16 protein-coding genes and 1 pseudogene are annotated in these 18,343 nt (G+C 60.8%); 8 read left to right on the forward strand and 9 right to left on the reverse strand.

Translation table 11 applies throughout. From position 1 onward, the window contains the following. Window positions 1-95: 95 nt before the first annotated feature. Both dapC and VSX42_RS08585 read left to right on the forward strand, forming a co-directional pair. Window positions 96-1,226 carry a succinyldiaminopimelate transaminase gene (gene dapC, locus VSX42_RS08580; protein WP_326503892.1) on the forward strand — a complete coding sequence of 377 codons (1,131 nt, stop codon included), beginning with the start codon at window positions 96-98 and terminating at the stop codon, window positions 1,224-1,226. Between the two features lie 225 nt (window positions 1,227-1,451). Continuing rightward, window positions 1,452-2,732 (forward strand): citrate synthase, encoded by a 1,281-nt coding sequence (locus tag VSX42_RS08585; RefSeq protein WP_326503893.1) that lies wholly within the window; start codon window positions 1,452-1,454, stop codon window positions 2,730-2,732. A gap of 165 nt (window positions 2,733-2,897) precedes the next feature. Here VSX42_RS08585 and galE read toward each other — a convergent pair whose 3' ends face one another. From galE to dapD, 3 genes are all read right to left on the reverse strand, one after another. Further along, complete coding sequence (galE, locus tag VSX42_RS08590; RefSeq protein ID WP_326503894.1) at window positions 2,898-3,911, reverse strand: UDP-glucose 4-epimerase GalE; 1,014 nt, start codon at window positions 3,909-3,911, stop codon at window positions 2,898-2,900. Between the two features lie 122 nt (window positions 3,912-4,033). Then, window positions 4,034-6,145 carry a 5'-nucleotidase C-terminal domain-containing protein gene (locus VSX42_RS08595; protein ID WP_326503895.1) on the reverse strand — a complete coding sequence of 704 codons (2,112 nt, stop codon included), beginning with the start codon at window positions 6,143-6,145 and terminating at the stop codon, window positions 4,034-4,036. Window positions 6,146-6,276: 131 nt separating this feature from the next. Beyond that, complete coding sequence (gene dapD / locus VSX42_RS08600) at window positions 6,277-7,242, reverse strand: 2,3,4,5-tetrahydropyridine-2,6-dicarboxylate N-succinyltransferase (protein WP_326504016.1); 966 nt, start codon at window positions 7,240-7,242, stop codon at window positions 6,277-6,279. Between the two features lie 50 nt (window positions 7,243-7,292). Between dapD and dapE the strand changes: the two genes are divergently transcribed. Further along, window positions 7,293-8,441 (forward strand): succinyl-diaminopimelate desuccinylase, encoded by a 1,149-nt coding sequence (gene dapE, locus VSX42_RS08605; protein WP_326503896.1) that lies wholly within the window; start codon window positions 7,293-7,295, stop codon window positions 8,439-8,441. A 129-nt stretch (window positions 8,442-8,570) separates the two neighbouring features. On the opposite strand, the pseudogene VSX42_RS10960 reads toward dapE, so the two are convergent. Further along, window positions 8,571-8,775, reverse strand: a pseudogene (locus VSX42_RS10960) (amino acid ABC transporter permease); the annotation flags it as partial. A gap of 320 nt (window positions 8,776-9,095) precedes the next feature. On the opposite strand from VSX42_RS10960, the gene VSX42_RS08615 reads away from it, so the two are divergent. From VSX42_RS08615 to VSX42_RS08625, 3 genes are all read left to right on the forward strand, one after another. After that, window positions 9,096-9,452, forward strand: coding sequence for a DivIVA domain-containing protein (locus VSX42_RS08615; RefSeq protein ID WP_326503897.1), 357 nt, complete (start codon window positions 9,096-9,098; stop codon window positions 9,450-9,452). A 217-nt stretch (window positions 9,453-9,669) separates the two neighbouring features. Next, window positions 9,670-10,770: a hypothetical protein gene (locus VSX42_RS08620; protein WP_326503898.1), complete on the forward strand. Its 1,101-nt coding sequence runs from the start codon at window positions 9,670-9,672 to the stop codon at window positions 10,768-10,770. A 122-nt stretch (window positions 10,771-10,892) separates the two neighbouring features. Continuing rightward, window positions 10,893-11,054, forward strand: coding sequence for a DUF3117 domain-containing protein (locus VSX42_RS08625; protein ID WP_135013726.1), 162 nt, complete (start codon window positions 10,893-10,895; stop codon window positions 11,052-11,054). A 35-nt stretch (window positions 11,055-11,089) separates the two neighbouring features. Here the strand turns inward: VSX42_RS08625 and VSX42_RS08630 are convergent, their stop codons facing one another. Then, the gene (locus VSX42_RS08630; RefSeq protein WP_326503899.1) at window positions 11,090-11,752 is read right to left on the reverse strand and encodes an O-methyltransferase; all 663 of its coding nucleotides are present in this window, start codon (window positions 11,750-11,752) and stop codon (window positions 11,090-11,092) included. Between the two features lie 110 nt (window positions 11,753-11,862). On the opposite strand from VSX42_RS08630, the gene VSX42_RS08635 reads away from it, so the two are divergent. Further along, a complete protein-coding gene (locus tag VSX42_RS08635; RefSeq protein ID WP_135013724.1) occupies window positions 11,863-12,228 on the forward strand; it encodes a Sec-independent protein translocase TatB in 366 nt (121 codons plus the stop codon). Between the two features lie 103 nt (window positions 12,229-12,331). Here VSX42_RS08635 and VSX42_RS08640 read toward each other — a convergent pair whose 3' ends face one another. From VSX42_RS08640 to VSX42_RS08650, 3 genes are read right to left on the reverse strand one after another with little or no spacing between them, the layout of a single operon-like run. Beyond that, a complete protein-coding gene (locus VSX42_RS08640; protein WP_326503900.1) occupies window positions 12,332-13,465 on the reverse strand; it encodes a P-loop NTPase in 1,134 nt (377 codons plus the stop codon). Between the two features lie 12 nt (window positions 13,466-13,477). Next, entirely contained in the window at window positions 13,478-14,176 is a 699-nt protein-coding gene (locus VSX42_RS08645; protein WP_326503901.1) for a DUF1003 domain-containing protein, read from the reverse strand. Then, window positions 14,169-15,476, reverse strand: a complete 1,308-nt coding sequence (locus VSX42_RS08650; protein WP_326503902.1) for a magnesium transporter MgtE N-terminal domain-containing protein — start codon at window positions 15,474-15,476, stop codon at window positions 14,169-14,171. The genes VSX42_RS08645 and VSX42_RS08650 overlap by 8 nt, the downstream gene beginning before the upstream one ends. 138 nt (window positions 15,477-15,614) lie before the next feature. On the opposite strand from VSX42_RS08650, the gene VSX42_RS08655 reads away from it, so the two are divergent. Continuing rightward, window positions 15,615-16,676, forward strand: a complete 1,062-nt coding sequence (locus VSX42_RS08655; protein WP_326503903.1) for a general stress protein — start codon at window positions 15,615-15,617, stop codon at window positions 16,674-16,676. An 89-nt stretch (window positions 16,677-16,765) separates the two neighbouring features. On the opposite strand, the gene VSX42_RS08660 is transcribed toward VSX42_RS08655, so the two are convergent. Further along, entirely contained in the window at window positions 16,766-18,316 is a 1,551-nt protein-coding gene (locus tag VSX42_RS08660) for an aminopeptidase P family protein (RefSeq protein WP_326503904.1), read from the reverse strand. Window positions 18,317-18,343: the final 27 nt, after the last annotated feature.

Raw genomic sequence — 18,343 nt, forward strand, 5'->3', positions numbered from 1 at the left:
TTCAAGGAGCGAGTATCTCGTGAGATACTCGCTCCTTTAGTTTTATGCGAAGGCTTACACTAGAAAACAAACATATTCACAAGAGAAAGCAGACCATGCACGAATTTGGCCTCGACCTGCCCGACTACCCCTGGGACACTATGGCCCCCTACCGGGCTACCGCTGAAGCCCACCCCGAGGGGCTCATTAACCTCTCCATCGGAACCCCGGTTGACCCTACACCCTCAGTTATCCGTGATGCCCTGGCCGGTGCCACCGACGCCCACGGCTACCCCACGACCCACGGTACCCTCACTCTGCGTCAGGCTATCGTTGATTGGTTCGACCGCCGCCGCGGCGTGCCCGGCCTAACCACCGACCAGGTCATGCCCACTATCGGTTCAAAGGAGCTTGTTGCCTGGCTGCCTTTCCTGCTGGGTCTGGGGGAGGGGGACGTGGTCGTCCGCCCCACCGTTGCCTATCCCACCTACGACATCGGTGCCCAGCTCGCTGGTGCAACCCCCGTGGCAGCTGACTCCCTGGACGAGCTCGATGAGGTGACCCGTTCCCGCGTCCGCCTGGTATGGATCAACTCGCCGGCCAACCCTACCGGCATTGTGCGCGATGTGGAGGAGCTGAAAAAGATAGTGGAGGACGCCCGCGCCCTGGGCGCCGTAGTTGCCTCCGACGAGTGCTACGCAGAACTGGGCTGGGGGGAATGGGACGCTGCCCGCGGCGGGAAGCCGGTACCCTCTGTCCTTGACCCCCGCGTCTGCGGCGAGAACCAGGACCTGGTGCTGGCAGCCTACTCTCTTTCTAAGCAGTCCAACTTCGCTGGCTACCGCGGCGCTTTTATCGCGGGAGACGCCACGATTATGGCCAACCTGGTCAACTCCCGTAAGCACGCCGGTATGATTGTGCCTGCTCCCGTGCAGGTAGCCATGACCGCAGCGCTCTCAGACGACGCTCACGTTGAAGCCCAGAAAGACCTCTACCGGGCCCGCCGCGAGACCCTGCTGTCCGCCCTGGAAGGCTTTGGCCTGACCGTTGAGCACTCCGAGGCCGGGCTCTACCTGTGGGCTACAGCAGGTGAAGATACCTGGGCTACCGTCCAGCGCTTTGCGGACAAGGGTATCGTGATTGGCCCCGGCGTTTTCTACGGAACCGCAGGTGAGGGCTATGTGCGCATTGCCCTGACCGGCTCAGATGACGACATTTCCCGTGCCGCTGCCCGACTGTCAGAGTAAAGCAAAACTGTTAATGTCAAATAAGCTCAGCTAAAGAACGTAATGTAGCTTCTGAACTCACACCAATGTGACCCCGCGCATCATTCTGCTGTAATGTAGACCATAGATGACGTGCGTACGTGCACGGTGCGGCCTTCCACCACCCCGCGAAAGCCGCACCGTCCTTTTTAGAATCCCACTTCATCACACAGCACGTACGTTGCCTCGTATGACAGGAGGAACACAATGACTGAGAACAAAGCGCTGTTGAGCTATGACGGCAAAGAACTGCCCCTGCCCGCAGTAGAAGCAACTGAAGGTAACGGCGCCTTCGAAGTTGCAGGCATGCTCAAAGAAACTGGCAAGGTAGCCTACGACCCGGGCTTCATGAACACCGCAAACGCCAAGTCAGCTATCACCTACATTGACGGTGACACCGGCATCCTGCGCTACCGCGGCTACCCCATCGAAGAGCTGGCAGAAAAATCCAGCTTCATCGAAACCGCCTACCTGCTCATCTACGGGGAACTGCCCACTCCCGCCCAGCTTGAAGACTTCGACCAGATGATTCGCCGCCACACCATGGTGCACGAAGACTTCAAATTCTTCTTCCGCGGCTTCCCCCGCGACGCCCACCCCATGGCCGTCCTCGCATCCAGCGTCTCAGCCATGTCGACCTTCTACTCTGACTCTCTCGACCCCTTCGACCCCCGTCAGGTAGAAATCTCAACCTACCGCTTGCTCTCCAAGGTACCCACCCTGGCAGCCTACGCCTACAAGAAGTCCAAGGGCGAGCCCTCCATCTACCCCAAGAACGAGCTCAACTACACCGAGAACTTCCTGCGCATGTGCTTCGGCTTCCCCACCGAAGAGTACGAGGTCAACCCCCTGCATGCTAAGGCCCTTGACCTGCTGCTGCTCCTGCACGCAGACCACGAGCAGAACTGCTCCACCTCCACCGTGCGCCTGGTCGGCTCTTCAAACGCCAACATGTTCGCCTCCGTCTCAGCCGGCATCAACGCCCTCTACGGCCCCCTGCACGGTGGCGCCAACGAGGCAGTGCTCAAGATGCTCAACCAGATCCAGAAGGACGGCATCAGCCCCGAAGACTTCATGGAAAAGGTCAAGAACAAGGAAGACGGCGTCCGCCTCATGGGCTTCGGCCACCGCGTCTACAAGAACTACGATCCCCGCGCTCGTATCGTCAAGAAGACCGCAGACGAAATCCTCGAATCCATCGGCGGCAACAACGAACTACTCGATATCGCCAAGCGCCTTGAAGAAAAGGCCCTCAACGACGACTACTTCATCGAACGTAAGCTCTACCCCAACGTAGACTTCTACACCGGCCTCATCTATAAGGCCATGGGCTTCCCCGAGCACATGTTCACCGTCCTCTTCGCCCTGGGCCGCCTCCCCGGCTGGATCGCCCAGTGGACCGAAGGCATCCAGGACCCCGACCGCAAGATCGGCCGCCCCCGCCAGGTCTACATCGGCGAAACCGAACGCCACTACCCCGAGCGTTAACCTGCCAGGCAGCAAAATAACTAAGCCCCGGCGTCCTTACCTCCCAGGAGGTAAGGACGCCGGGGCTTGGTTTAAAGGGGATATTCGGCTACGCCTCTTTCCCGCGCTCCGCGCGCTTTCTAAAATCGCCACATCGGTGGCGATTTTTTAACGAAAGATATTCGGCTACGCCTCATATCCATTTGGATTATTCTTCTGCCAGTTCCAGTGGTCGCGCACCATAGTGTCGATGTCGCGAGTAGCAGACCACCCCAGATCGGCCAGGGCAGCAGCCGGGTCAGCGTAGGAAACAGCCACATCGCCGGGGCGGCGGTCCACAATCTTGTAGGGCAGCTCCTTACCGGCAGCCTTCTCAAAAGCGTGCAGAACCTCAAGAACCGAGTAACCGTTGCCGGTACCCAGGTTCCAGGTGTGCAGACCACCGTGGGTGGTGATATAGTCCAGGGCCTTGAGGTGGCCGTCCGCTAGGTCAACGACGTGGATGTAGTCGCGAACGCCGGTGCCGTCGACGGTAGGGTAGTCGTTACCGAAAACGTTGAGGTATTCGCGGCGACCCACCGCGACCTGGGCGATGAAGGGGACCAGGTTGTTGGGGATTCCAGCCGGGTCTTCACCGATACGGCCGGACTCGTGGGCACCTACCGGGTTGAAGTAGCGCAGCAGAGCGACGTTCCACTTGGAATCTGAGGCGGCCAGGTCAATGAGCATATCTTCGATGTGCTCTTTGGTGCGACCGTAGCAGGACTGGGCGTCCATGTTCAGCTTCTCGGTCAGCGGCATAGACTCGGGCTCGCCGTAGACAGTAGCCGATGATGAGAAGACGATGGAGTGGCAACCTGCGTCTTCCATGGCGTAGAGCAGGTTGAGGGTACCAGCGACGTTGGTCTGGTAGTACCAGAGGGGCTTCTCAGCAGACTCGCCTACAGCCTTAAGGCCGGCGAAGTGAATCACGGCATCGGGCTTGACCAGGTTGAAAAGCTGCTTCATCTCGGGTAGATCCAGCAGGTCAACCTGGCGGAACTCCACAGTCTTGCCGGTGAGTTCTTCAACGCGGGCCAGAGACTCCATGGAGGAGTTTGAGAGGTTGTCCATAACGGTTACCTCGTGGCCTGCCTTGAGCAGTTCGAGTACGGTGTGGGAGCCGATGTAGCCGGCGCCGCCGGTAACGAGAATCTTCACGTTTTCCCCTAGTAGACGATTAGTGTTCTTTCTAGCTTACCTGCACTCAGCCCCGCCAGCCGGTAGAAGTGGTGGCGGGGCTGAGCATATATCGAGTAAGTGTAGGGCGCGGACGCCTACCCCTAGCTGTTCTTGCGGCGGGCGGCGAAGAAGGCGGTAGCGCCTAGACCCAGCAGTAGGGCAGCACCTGCGAGGAAAGGCAGGGCAGTAGCGCCAGTGTGCGCTAGCGCGCCGCTCTTTCCAGTTTCACGGGCCCCTGCCACAGCACTCTGGCTGGCGTCAGCGGAGGCCGATGAAGCCGGGCTTTCGCTGGGAGCCGGGGCGGGGGCGTCCGCACTGGCGCTTGCCGTTGGCTCTTCGGTGGGGGCTACCGTGGGATCAGCCGAAGGAGCAGCGCTGGGGCTGTCGCTGGGAGCCGGGGCCGGGGTCTCTTCGGGTGCCTGCTCGGTGGGCAGGGAGCTGGTGCCGACCGTCCAGTTCTTCACGAAGAAGGTGGTCGGGTCGATGGTCTTGTTGGCGATAGCCCAGTCGATCATGAGGTCGCGCACGGCCTTCTGCTCCTCGTAGACGATAGGAGCTGCGGTGACGTGCGGGTAGCCTGAGCCGCCTGACCAGCGGTAGTTGTTCAGAGCCAGGATGACCTTCTGATCATCGGCGAGGGGAGTTCCGTCGAGCAGGGTGAGGCCCTCGATGCGCTCGCCGACAGGCTTGGAGATGTTGATGTGGTAGTTCACACCTGAGAGCACGTCGTAGGAGTAGTCGGGAATACCGCGGGTTGCCCCCTCGTAGAGGGCGTTAGTAACGGTGGACCAGTCGGTGATTTCAGCGCCGGGTTCCTGCTGCTTGTAGTAGCGGGCTGACCATTCAAGGTAGTCCTTGAGCTGGGCACCGGTGAGTTCAACAGCGTAGAGGGTGTTGTCGTAGATGTAGAGGCTTGCCATATCGGCGATGGTGACATCGCCCTGCTTGAAGACGGCGGTGCGGGAGAATGGGGAGGCCTCAGCAAGGACGGGTAGACCCTCGTACTGGGTTCCGCTCAGGGCCCGGGTGACTTCTTCGGTCTGCACCATATTGATGAAGTCCAGAACAGCGGTGTCTTCCCAGGCGCTGGTGGCGGCGTGCATTTCAGCGCTTGCCTGGGCAACAACGGTCTGCACCCACTCGGTAGTCTTTGAGTGGTAGGGCTCGATAGCGGCGAGGACGGACGCGTCGGCAGCGTAGTCACCAGCGTTGAGGGCAACGGCGGTGGGCTTTTCGGCCTCGGTCCACTTGACCTCGATATCACCGTCTGCTTCCTTGACCAGGGGCAGGGTGACCTCGGAGAGGAACCGGGCCCAGTAACCGGGCTGGGTGTAGAGCACCGGCTCACCGTTCTTGTTGGTGAAGTATTCCTGAACCTTGTTGGTGACGTGGGAGTGGCCGCCCACAACCACATCAACGTCGGTGGACTGTTCAGCAACAGACTTGGCGACGTTTTCGGTCAGGTCTGCCGGGTTGTAGGTGTAGTCTTCGGCGTCCAGGCCGGTGTGGGCGAGGACGATGACCACGTCGGCCCCTGCCGCCTTAACCTTGGGTGCCCACTCGGCGACGGTAGCGGCGGCGTCCTTAAACTCCAGCTTGCCCTCGACGGTAGCCTTATCCCACACGCGAACGCCGGGAGTTACCACGCCGATCACGGCTACCTGAATCTTCTCGCTGCCCACGGTCTTTTCAATCATGGTGTAGGGCTCGTAGGCGGGAGCACCGGTTGCGGTGTCGATGACGTTAGCACCCAGCAGGGGCATAGTCAGATTCTGGGTGTACTGGGCGGCTGCATCGGGGCCGTAGTTGAACTCATGGTTGCCCACTACACCCGCGTCATAGCCGAGCAGGTTAAAGACCGAGGCCATGGGGTCAATGCTGGTGGCGGTGCGGTTGTTCTGGTAGTAGGTCTGTAAGGGGTTGCCCTGGTTGGCGTCACCGTTATCGAGCACCAGGGTGGACTCTGCACCCTTTGCAGCCCGGGTCTGGGCAATGGCGGTTGCCAGGTGCTCCATACCTAGAGCCTGAGCACCTTCGCCGTAGGGGGCACCGGTGAAGTAGTCGTAGTTGAGGGCACGACCGTGAACGTCGGTTGAGGCTAACACGGTCAAATCGCCCAGGTCAGTAGTACCATCTGCTGCAAAAGCTGCGGGAACGAGAACGCTGGAAGAAACCAGGCCAAGACCTGCCAGCAGAGAAAGAGAACGCTTCATGAATAGCTTTCTGATGTGTTGTGAGTGTGTTCTCCCATTGTAAAGACCCGCCCTGCCGGTCAGTCGGTAGGGCGGGTCTTGAATATATTAATCTGCAGTAAATATCAACGGGTGAAATGATGACTTACTTTTTAGTTAGCGTGCAGCTCTGAGTTCAGTTCCACGGTGTTGTTGGCGCGAGGCAGAACTTCGATAGCGCCGGTCACGGAGTTGCGGCGGAAGAGCAGGTTATTGACGCTGGAGAGTTCCAGGGCCTTGACGACCTTGGGCTCAGCATCGGGGTTGAGGACGGTGACGCGGGAGCCAGCGGTGACGTAGAGGCCAGCCTCAACCACGCAGTCATCGCCCAGGGCGATGCCGATGCCAGCTTCAGCGCCGAGTAGGGAACGCTCGCCGATGGAGACACGCTGAGTGCCGCCGCCGGAGAGGGTGCCCATGGTGGAGGCGCCGCCGCCGATGTCGGTGCCGTTGCCAATGACAACGCCCTGGGAGATTCGGCCTTCGACCATGGATTCGCCGAGGGTACCGGCGTTGAAGTTGACGAAGCCTTCGTGCATGACGGTGGTTCCTGCGGCCAGATGGGCACCCAGGCGGACGCGGTCAGCGTCGCCGATACGAACACCGGCGGGCACGACGTAGTCAATCATGCGGGGGAACTTATCGACGTGGGTAACCACCAGAGCGCCGCGGCGACGCAGCTTCAGCGAGACAGTGTTGAATTCGCTGGCGAGGACGGGGCCGAAGTTGGTCCAGGCGACGTTGGCGAGTGCCCCAAAGAGGCCGTCGAGGTTGATGGTGTTGGGGGCAACCAGGGTATGGGAGAGCAGGTGCAGGCGCAGGTAGGCGTCCGCTGCGTTGGCGGGGGCCTCGTCGAGGTTGATGGTGACGTTGACCAGCTCACGCACGACGTTACGGTCTTCGTCGGCTTCGACTAGGGCTTCGAGGTCGGCTGCTACGGAGTCGTTGGGGGTTTCGGTGAGGGCGGGGGCGGGGTACCAGACATCGAGTACGGTGCCTTCGTTCTTGCCGGAGGCGACGACGGTGGCCAGGCCCAGGCCGGATGCTACACGGGTGTTGTTTTCAGTCATGCCTACCAGTCTACGGAATCAGGCGGGTGCGGGGCGCTATCTGCTTGTATGGTGGAACTATGACCAAGAACCCTACCCTCGCCCAGGCCGCTGAGTTCGCTCAGGTGGGCCCCGGCGTCCTCAACCTAACCCAGCCCGTTGAAGACCTGACCGCTGATCTGCTCAATATTTATTCTGTGTCTGGCGCCGAGGTGCGCCTGGCGGACGCCGTGCAGACAGCCCTTGAGGGTATCGGCGGCTTAGAGATAACCCGCGACGGCGACGCCATCATCGCCCGCACTAACCTGGGCCGCGATACCCGCATTGTGCTGGCAGGTCACCTGGATACGGTGCCCCTGCCCCGTACCGAGGGCTCACGAGGTACCGTACCTGCTTCTTGGTCTGAGGAAGCGGGGGAGCGGGTTCTCTACGGCCGCGGGGCCGTGGATATGAAGGGCGGGGTTGCCGTGCAGCTAGCCCTAGCTGCCCACCTGAAGGAACCCCGCTACGACATTACCTACGTCTTTTACGACAACGAAGAGGTCGCCTCCGAGCTTTCAGGGCTTGCCCGCCTGATGCGCAACCACCGGGAGAAGCTGACCGACGCGGCCTTTGCCGTGCTCCTGGAGCCCACCGACGGCACCATCGAGGGTGGCTGCAACGGCACCATCCGCTTCTGGATTCGTACCTCGGGCGTCGCTGCCCATTCTGGCCGCGCTTGGAAGGGCGTCAACGCTATCCATAAGATGGCGGACGTGCTGGGGCGTCTTGCCACCTACCAACCTGCCACCTATGAGGTTGAGGGCCTGGCCTACCGCGAGGGGCTTAACGCCGTACAGATTTCAGGTGGGGTTGCGGGGAATGTGATTCCCGATGACGCTGGCGTGCACATCAACTACCGATTTGCCCCCAACAAGACCCTGGACGAAGCCGTCGCACACCTGCACGAGGTTTTCGAGGGCTACGAGCTGGATTTCGTAGACCTTTCATCAGCAGCCCGCCCAGGCCTGGACGCTGCGCTGTCTAGGTCACTGATTGAGTCGGTTGGCCAGGCCCCTAAGCCCAAGTACGGGTGGACGGACGTCGCCCGCTTCAGCGAAATCGGCATCCCCGCCGTGAACTTCGGACCCGGCGACGCCCTGCTAGCCCACACTGATAACGAGCATGTTAAAGCCTCCGAGGTGCGTGCCTGCTACTCGGCGCTGGAAAGCTGGCTGACGGCGTCCTAACCCTGCCAGCCTGTGCAGACTTCTTGGGCTGTGTGCAGAGAAAAACCTGCTCATAGCCTAAGAACCTTGCCCAGCCCCATCGAGAAAAAGGCCAAGGTCCCCATCACACGATGAGGCCCTTGGCCTGCAACCAGAGCCAAAGCGGCGGGCAGCGGCCAGCAGCTCGGGGTAGGAGATGATGTAGCCCAGGGCGGTGTCCTTAAGAATAACCACGAACTGCGAGAGCAGCGAGGGCATCATGTCGGTCAGAGCCTGGGGCACCAGGATCAGGGTCAGCACCTTCCATGGGAGTCAGGCCGATAGCCAGACCAGCTTCACCCTGGCCCTTTGGCAGGCCGAGGAGGACGACAACCTCGCCCTTGCCGATGGAAATTGATGTCCTTGAGGACGTGGTTCTCACCGTAGCGCTTGTTGACGTGGGTGAGCTGAACCAGTGCGTCAGTAGTCACTGGGCTTCGTCTCTTGTGGTGGATTCAGTGCGTGCGCCGGTAGCATTGAGGTGCTGTGGCGCAAACCAAATGGTGTATGTGCCTTACCTGACCCCCTGTAAGGTAAACAACTTGTTACACGGGGTGTCGTGTTTTTACAGTCATATTTGTTGGGTTTTGTTGAGTGGCGCTGGGCGAAAGGGCTTGGCTCCTGCGGGAGGACGGTATGAATTATCTACTGGTTGCGGTGACTTTTGTGGTGCTGGCGGTGGTGATGGCCGGGTGCGCGGTGTTGGGCACTGACCGGTTGATTCCGGGGCGGAAGGCTATCGATGCGGTAAGCCAGGACGGCGTAGCGCTGGTTCCTGCCACTGAGCCACCCCTGATTCTTTCGGACCACCCGGGTGCGGACGAGCTGGAGCGGGTTCGTTTTGCTACCTCGGCTCTGGGCTATAACCGCGATGAGGTTGATGGGGTGCTCGCTAAAGTGGTTGCCGAGAACAGCCGCCTGCGGGCAGAGCTTGAGGCCCTGCGCGGTGCTCGGGGTCAGGACGCCGCTACCAACCTTGGCGGGGAGGGCTAGGGGAGTGGGGCGTCCGTCCGCACCACAGCGCAGCGGGATACTTGGCCGCACCGCTGCGACCCTGAGCGTGAGAGCCAGTCAGGGTCTACTTTTTTTCACAAGCCTGCCTATCGGCCTGCGGGTGGCCCTGGTCTATGCCGCAAGCCGGCTCTGGGGCTGGTTTATTTTTTCAACCGTGGGTCTGCATCAGACCTTTAGCCCCTGGAAAAATACCTCAATGGGCTACCTGGAATTTGTCACTATTTGGGACGCCGACTGGTACGCCAAGATAGCCGCCGGTGGCTACCCCGATGTGTTACCCCTGGACGGCAACGGGCACGTCGCCCAAAACGAATGGGCTTTTTACCCCCTCTATCCCCTGATCAGCGGAGCCATTACGAGCGTGACCGGTATCAGCTACCAGGCGGTAGCCCCCACCGTTTCTTTGCTGTTTGGGTTCGGTGCTGCCTGGTTCATCTACCGGCTCTTTGAAGCGAGCCTAGAGATGCGCATGTTAGCAAGTGGAGCAGGCAGCCGGGGCACTGAACTAGAGACAACCGCCCTGTGGGCAACCGCCGCCGTTAGCTTCTGCGCCGTTGCCCCCATCCTACAAACCGGCTATGCCGAGGCAACCGGCCTCTTCTTCCTGGCCTGGGCTCTCTACTGGCTGGTGCAGCAACGCTATGTGCTTCTGCTCATTCCGGCCCTTGGCGCGGCTCTGTCCCGCCCCGTAGGAGTGCCTCTGGGCGCTGCTGTCGGCATCTGGTGGTTGATCTGCTGGGCACAGCAGACCCGCGCGACCAGCCCCCTGGTCGCCCTCAAAAATACCGGTACCCAGCTGGCGTCTGCTCTGGCTGTCTGCGCCTTTGCCTTCATCCACCCGGCACTTGCCTGGGTCTCCACCGGGCGTATCGACGCCTACACCGCTACCGAGGCCGCGTGGAGAGCTGGCGGGGAGCATGTGCTTCCCTTTGTGCCCTGGTACACCCAGAGCCAGCTCTACCTGGGGCAGGTGCTGGGCCCAATCGTCCTGGTGATTCTTCTTTTCGCCTACCTGCTGGCCCTTCTGGCTCCGGTGACCCGGCGGGTGCTCCACCCGGCGCTTATCACCTGGTGCTGGTCCTATGCGCTCTATATACTGGCTTTCTTTAATCCGCAGTCCTCAACCTTCCGCCTGCTACTACCGCTCTTCCCGCTCCTGCTGCCCCTTGTTGCCTTATCCGCTTCGCGGGCCTACCGCTGGCTGCTGATGTTCAGCGGGGCAACCCTGCAGTTTGGCTGGGTCGGCTGGCTCTGGCACTGGAAGCAGCTACCCGGCGGCGGGGACTACCCGCCCTAAACCTGTAAGTTTCCACCCAAAAACGCCAGAAGTGAGCCACTAAGCACTATGATTAAAAGAAGGTGAGACCGGCAACAGAAGCCGAGAACCCGCAGACCAACCCTCGTTGAAGGAGAACCAAGATGGCAGCTCAGAAACCACGCACCGGCGACGGCCCCCTCGAAATCGTGCGCGAAGGGCGCAGCATCGTCATGCGCATTCCCGTTGAAGGTGGCGGCCGCCTGGTTCTTGATATCACCGAAGAAGAAGTTGAAGCGATCCGTAAGTGTGTTGAAAACGTCTAGGCTTCGGCTCTAAGCCCGGCCCCCTACTCCGAACCCTACCGGTTTGGGATGGGGGCTTTAGCGTTTGTAGACCAGGTAAAGACCCTCGCCCGCGTGTACGAGCGAGACAAAACATCGGCGGTGCAGGCCGCTACCTCGTGGATAACAGAGCGAACCGAAACGGTAACGGCATCGCGGGCCGTGGGGTCAGCAACAGCCCCGCCCACCAGCGGGTCATGCAGAATAAGGAGCCCGCCGGGCTCTAGGAGAGCCAACGTATCATAGACCAGCTGTTCAGCCAGCTGGCTACCGGCATCTATAAAGGCCAAATCGTATGAGGCCGCTGAGAGGCGGGGGAGTACCTCGGCAGCATCGCCGGTGATGACGCGCACCCGGTGGCTCTTATCGAGACCGGCAGCTGCCAGCAGAGTGCGGGTTGCTTGGCAGCGGGTGGCATCGATATCGATGGCGGTGAGCGCTGCACCAGGGGCCAGACCCGTGAGCAGGGCAGCCGTAGCAACGCCGGCCCCGCAGCCGATTTCTACAGCGTGTTGGGCCTTGGTAGCGGCAGCGAGCACCGTGAGTAGGGAAGCTACCGACGGGGCGACGGGGGCGGCGTCCAACCGTTCGGCCCCAGCCCGGGCAGAAGCTACCGCCGGAGCCTCCAGCGGGAACTCTTCAGCATAAACCCAGCTTCGAGCCTGTTCCTGAGTATTCACCTAGTACTTCACCTTCACATGAGTGTGCGCGGGAATGATTCTGGAAACATCTTATTCAACCCCGCTCGTTTTATGGGCGAACACTCGGGCTGAGCTGGTAATCTCTTTGTGTGTTTGGAATTAGCGGCCTCGAATTTATCGTTCTAGCGATCCTGGTGTTTGTTGTCATCGGGCCAGAACGCATGCCCGAATATGCCCAACAGCTCAAAGACTTTATCAAGTGGGTTCGCCGTATGGCCTTTGACGCTAAGGACGACCTCAAAGAAACTCTCGGCCCCGACCTGGGCGATATTAACTGGCGCCAGTACGACCCCCGCCAGTACGACCCCCGCGTCATTGTGCGCGAGGCTTTTGCTGAGGACGACGAAGAGCGCCGCAAGGAACTTGAAGAAAAGGCGGCGGCTGCACCGGCTCCCTCTGTGAGTGTGCGCCTGCCCCGCGGCGCCTGGGCCCCCTTCGACACCGAGGCCACCTAAACTCTTTCTCCCCCTCCATCTAGAAACCAAGGGGACCTGATTTTCAAAAAAGGACCACATAATATGCGGTCCTTTTGAAGTTTTGCGCTCCCCCTGGTCTAGGTCAGACGGTAAAGGGCAGGGGGGCTCCCGCTAGCCCGCGCGGACGGTGGGTCAGGGCCCGGGCGGTTTTTACCAGCTCCTGGGCCGCGGCGGTCTCGGGCGCACCCCAGACGACCGGGGTGCCGGCGTCCCCGCCCTCGCGCAGGGCAACCTCGAGCGGTACCGACCCCAGTAGGGGCACCTCGTAGCCCAGGGCCTGACTCAGGGACTCGGTGAGGACGGCCCCGCCCCCTTCTCCGAAGAGGGGCAGGGCGGTGCCGTCCGGTAGCTGCATGGCGGCCATGTTCTCTAGCACCCCGATGACCTTCTGCTCGGTCTGCAGGCTGAGGGTACCGGCCCGCTGGGCCACGTCCACAGCGGCTAGCTGCGGGGTTGAGACCAGAAGAATCTCGGCATGGGGCAGCAGCTGGGCCATTGAAATCGCGATATCGCCGGTGCCCGGGGGCAAATCGAGGAAGAGCACATCCAGGTGACCGAAGTGCACGTCGGTGAGGAACTGCTCCAGAGCCCGGTGCAACATGGGGCCGCGCCAGGCGACCGGCTGGTCGGGCTTCACGAACATACCGATAGAAATTACCTTGATGACACCGCCACCTGAAGGGGCCTCAACCACCGGCGGAATAATCATATCGTCCATGCGGGTAGGGCCAGAGGTAATGCCCAGCAGCCCGGGAATCGAGAACCCGTGCACATCGGCATCAATAATGCCAACACTCAAACCCATGGAGGCACAAGCCGCTGCCAGGTTAGCGGTCGCAGAGGACTTGCCAACCCCGCCCTTACCCGAAGCTACCGCAAAAATACGGGTCAGTGAGCCGGGTGCAGTAAAAGGGTTCTGCTTGGTGTGGCCAAGACGCTGGCGCAAGGTCGCGCGCTGATCCGGGCTCATATAACCAATCTCAAGCTGAACCTCGCTCACCTGCTCCAGGGCAGAGACCGCAGCGCGGACGTCCGCCTCAATCGTCGAACGTAGTGGGCAGCCCTCAATAGTCAGGAGCACCCTGATATCGGCGACCAAACCGGTCAGCTCAGCCCGGTCAACCATACCTAGCTCGGTGATGGGCTGGCGCAGCTCAGGGTCAATAACTGTTGAAAGAGCTGCAAGCAGCTCCTCATTCAGATGTGATGTCTGCATGGGGTAAATCGCCTACTCAAACGAGCGGTCGATGTCCTTTACCTTCTTCTTCTTACGCATTTTCGGGTGGTCATCGCTCAGCACATCAAAGGCACTGGTCACAGGCTGGGCGGCATTGGGGTCAAAAGGTTTAGTAGCTTCTGACGCCTCAAGCTCATTTGCCTTAGCCGCCAGGGCCTCAGCGCGGGCAAAGAGCTCCTCCTGGCGGCGCTGCACCTCAGCAAGCTCGTCCATAATGTCGCGCATCTCCCCGCGCACAAAGTCACGGGTGGCAACCTCACGCAGGGTAATACGCAAGGAGGCAATCTCGCGGGTCAGATATTCGGTCTCCTCGAGGTTGCGCTGGTCGCGCTGCCTGTCCTGGCGGGCAACCACGCGGTCACGGTCGTCCTGCCGGTTCTGCGCCAGCAGCAGCAGGGGAGCCGCATACGAGGCCTGCAAAGAGAGCATGAGCGTGAGCAGGGTAAAGTTTAGCGAACGGGGGTCAAACTGAAGCTCCTCAGGTGCCAGCGTATTCCAGCCCAACCAGAGGGCACAGAAAATCGTCATCCACAGCAAAAACTGCGGAGTACCCATAAAACGCGCAATTTTTTCGGTCATCTGACCGAAAGCATCGGGGTTAGGGCTCAGCTGAAAGACCGGCCGCCGCTTCTTTTGCTGCGGGGTCCCGAGAGTCTGCGCTGAATCGTTGCGCTCGCGTGCATCACTCAAAGCGGCGGCCTACCTTTCGAATTGGGGTTCCATCGTCATAGGTGCGCCAGTCATCGGGCAGCATCTCATCGAGTACGTCATCCACAGTGACCGCCCCAACCAGGCGGTCGTGGTCGTTGACCACCGGGATGATGGTGAGGTCGTAGGTTGCCAGCACGCGGGTTACTTCTTCGATGCTGGCTGCGTCGGTAACCGGCTCAATGGAGGTGTCGATAATGTTGCCCACCTGCTCGCTGGGGGAGTGGCGCAGCAGCCGCTGCATGTGCACAATGCCCAGGTACTTGCCGGTAGGGGTTTCAAGGGGCGGACGCGTGACCATAACCGCCGCTGCCATAGCAGGGGAGATTTCTTCCTGGCGGATATGGGCCAGCGCTTCAGCTACGGTCGCTTCAGGCGAAAGAATAATCGGCACCGGGTTCATGAGCGAACCGGCGGTACCCTCCTCGTATTCGAGCAGGCGGCGTACGTCGTCCGAATCTTCGGGATCCATCAGGGTCAGCAGCTCTTCACGCTGGGTATCTGAGAGCTCACCCAGAAGGTCGGCCGCGTCGTCCGGCTCCATCTCTTCCAGAACGTTGACCGCTCGCTCCACCTCAAGGTGGGAAAGAATCTGCACCTGGTCTTCTTCGGGCAGTTCCTGCAGCACGTCCGCTAGGCGTTCGTCCTGGAGCTCCTGGGCAACCTCAACCATGCGCTTATCGGGCATCTCGTGAATAGCGTCTGCCAGGTCAGCGGGGTTGGAGTCTTCGTGACTTGCTACAAACGCGGTCGCCGCCTGCGGCTCAAAATCTGTGGAGAGAATGACCTCGTCCCAGTCCACAATCAGGGTTTCTTTGCGGCGGCGCATCAGGCTAGTGTGGCCGCGGGAAATAAAGAGCTCGGAGATAAACCAGTCACCGTTGCGGCGCTGCTCCATTGCGACGTCCTCAATCTGAGCCCGACCCGACCCGTCGCGTAGCTGCACCTTGCGGTCAAAGAGCTCACCGACCACCAGAGCTTCAGAACCGCGCTGCTCAAAGCGGCGCAGGTTGACCAGGCCGGTCAGAATTACCTGGGTGGAATCGATACTGGTCACGCGAGTCATGGGCACGAAGATGCGCTTCTTGCCCAAAATCTCGATGACGATACCCACCACAACGGGCTCCTTGAGCTTAGCCAAAGAGCCCACCGCGTTGAACTGGGTAAAGCCGCTTTTAAGCACCACCACATCGCGTAGACGGCCCAGGCGGTCGCCGTGGGGGTCAAAAACATCAAGGCCCAGAAGGCGGGCGATAAAAATCTTGTTCGGTACGCTACTCACAGTTATCAAGGGTACTCGCCCCGGCCCGCAGCTGCCACCGGTTACCAGCAGAGTGAGAGTAACCCTACTGAGTTCACCTGTGGCGATACCCCGGCGTGCTCCCAGCAAACTCCCTGCACTTTGCGAAAAAATAGGGGCATGGATCAACTCAAAGCACCTCCCGCCCTGGCCATGGCAGATGGCACCCACCTACCTCCCGGCGAGCTGGTCGCCACCTTCACCGACCGTAAAGAGGCCAACAAGGCTATCGAGTTTCTTGCCAGCCAGAAGTTCCCCGTACACTCCCTGTACGTGGTGGGCCGGGACGTGCAGCAGGTTGATTACATTACCGGTCAGGCCACCTATCCGCGGGCGGCCCTCAGCGGCGTCTTCCAGGGCCTGAGCCTCGGCGCCCTGGTTGCCCTCTTCAATGCCGTAATTACCCAGACCTCGATTCTGGCCAACTTCCTGAGCATCGTGCCCCTGGCTATTGCCTTCTGCATGATTTACGCAATTATCGTTGCCTCCCGCACCAAGGGCCGAGGTATCCGTACCCGTACCCAGATGCTACCCCAGCGCTTTGATCTGATGGCTATCCCCGCCACCGCCCAGGCAGCCCGGCACCTGCTACGAGTGACAGTTCAGCCCGGTGGCACCCACAGTGGCGTGCACGGCCCCGGCACCCACCCCTTCGCCCAGAACGGGCAGGGCTCAAGCCCCTATGTACACCCGGGCATGAGCCAGGCTAACCCCCAGGGCTATGCATCCCAGCAACCCCAGGGAACTCAGCAGCAAGCCCCTGGCAACCAACAGAACCCCCAATGGTTTGACCCCTCAGCCCCTGCTCCCAAGCAAGAGCAGGCCCCCGAACCCTTCCTGCCCGGCTTCAACCCGGCCGACCAGAAGCAGCCTGAGGCACCGGCAGCCGAGCAGCGTCCCTCCGCCCCCGTCTTTACCCCTCCCGCTGAAACCAACCGCGACGGCTCGAAAGCCGCCGGTAAATTCGGTCTGCGAGTGGAGTCCCCCGAAGAATTTGAGCAGATGATCCGTAAGGCTCCCGAGCCCCCTGCCACCAACGAGCGTATCGAAGCGATCCGCGCAGAAAAGGGGGAGCAGCGCTACGGCCTGCGCGTGGAAACCCCCGAAGAGTTTGAGGCGACCATCCGCAAGGCGCCCGAAACAGCAGGGGCTGAGCAGGAATCGCAGCAGGACGCCAAGTAAAAATAACCTGGCTCTGGCAGTACACGCTCAATATAAACCGCAGCGAAAACCCCGCCCGCTCTGGAAGAGAGCAGGCGGGGTTTCGTCACTTAGCGGGAGTTCTCCGCCATCCAGGCTTCGATACCCTCAACAGTACGGGGCAGGGCGGCAGAAAGGTTCTCGTTGCCGTCCTCAGTGACCAGTACGTCGTCCTCGATACGGATACCGATGCCGCGCAGCTCCTCGGGGATAGCGAGGTCTTCTTCCTTGAAGTAGAGGCCAGGCTCAATGGTGAAGACCATGCCTGGCTCGATGATGCCCTCCATGTAGAGCTCGTTCTTGGCCTGGGCGCAGTCATGCACGTCGAGGCCCAGGTGGTGGCTGGTGCCGTGGGGCATCCAGCGGCGGTGCTGGCCGCCCTCAGCCGACAGGGAAACCTCAGCAGAGACGGGCAGCAGGCCCCACTCGTGTAGGCGGGTCGCTAGAACCTGCATGGCAGCATCGTGAACCTCGTGGAACTTCTTACCCGGCACCGCAACCTTAAAGGCAGCATCTGCAGCTTCGAGCACGATGTTGTAGGCCTTGGCCTGAACCTCGGAGAACTTACCGTTGACCGGGAAGGTGCGGGTGACGTCCGCAGTGTAGAGGGTGTCGTCCTCAACGCCGGCATCGAGCAGAAGCAGCTTACCCTCATCGACGGTGCCGTTATTGCGGATCCAGTGCAGGATAGTTGCGTTGTTACCGCAGGCTGCGATGGTGTCGTAGCCCAGGTCGTTACCCTCAACACGGGCCTTAGCGAAGAAGGCAGTCTCGACCACGCGCTCGCCGCGGCGGTGGGCAACAGCTGCGGGCAGGACCTTGACAACCTCAGCAAAGCCCTCGATGGTCAGGTCAACCGAGCGGCGCAGGTTCTCCACCTCAATGGCGTCCTTGACCAGACGGGCCTCAGATAGGGCCTCGGTCAGGGCAGCATCGAGCTTATCTGACTCTTCTAAGTCAACAGAGGTGTTGTAGCGGGAGGTATCGACCAGGGCATCAACATTCAGGTCAACGTTGCGTACCAGACGGATGCGCACACCGCCCAGTGCCTCGGGGCCGGCGTTCTTGGTGATAGCTACCTCAAGCTCGCCCAGGTCCTTGGTACGCAGACCGTACTCGGCACCCAGCGATTCGAGAGTGGGGCGGGAGCCAATCCAGAACTCCCCGTAGCGGGGATCACGATAGAACATCTCGGTATCGCGGCCTGCCAGGGGGCGGAAGTAGAGGGTGACCTCGTGGTTCGAGCCGTTATCGCCCTGGCCCTCTTCAACAGGCTCAAATACGAGCACGGCGTCGGGCTCGTGGTCCAGACCCAGACCTGTCTGGTGGGCAAAGGCCGAGTGGGGGCGGAAACGGTAGTCAGTGTCGTTAGAGCGCACCTTGAGGGGGCCAGCAGGCAGAACCAGGCGTTCGCCTGGGAAGAGCGCAGAAATCTTGGCGCGGCGCTCAGCGGCGAAGTCGGCTACACGGGCGCGGGCCGGGAGTTCATCGGACGCCGGTGCCCAGTTCGCTGCCATAAAGTCAGTAAAAGCACTGGACTTGGGAGCAGCAGAGCGGTTGGTGACGCGCTCCTCGATGGGCTGGTCGTCGCCAGGGGTGGGGGTGTTATCGCTAGTAGTCATGCCTACCAGTCTAGTGAGCTGGGTAAC

The sequence above is a fragment of the Rothia nasimurium genome (assembly GCF_035916755.1).
In the GTDB taxonomy this organism is placed as follows: Bacteria; Actinomycetota; Actinomycetes; order Actinomycetales; family Micrococcaceae; genus Rothia.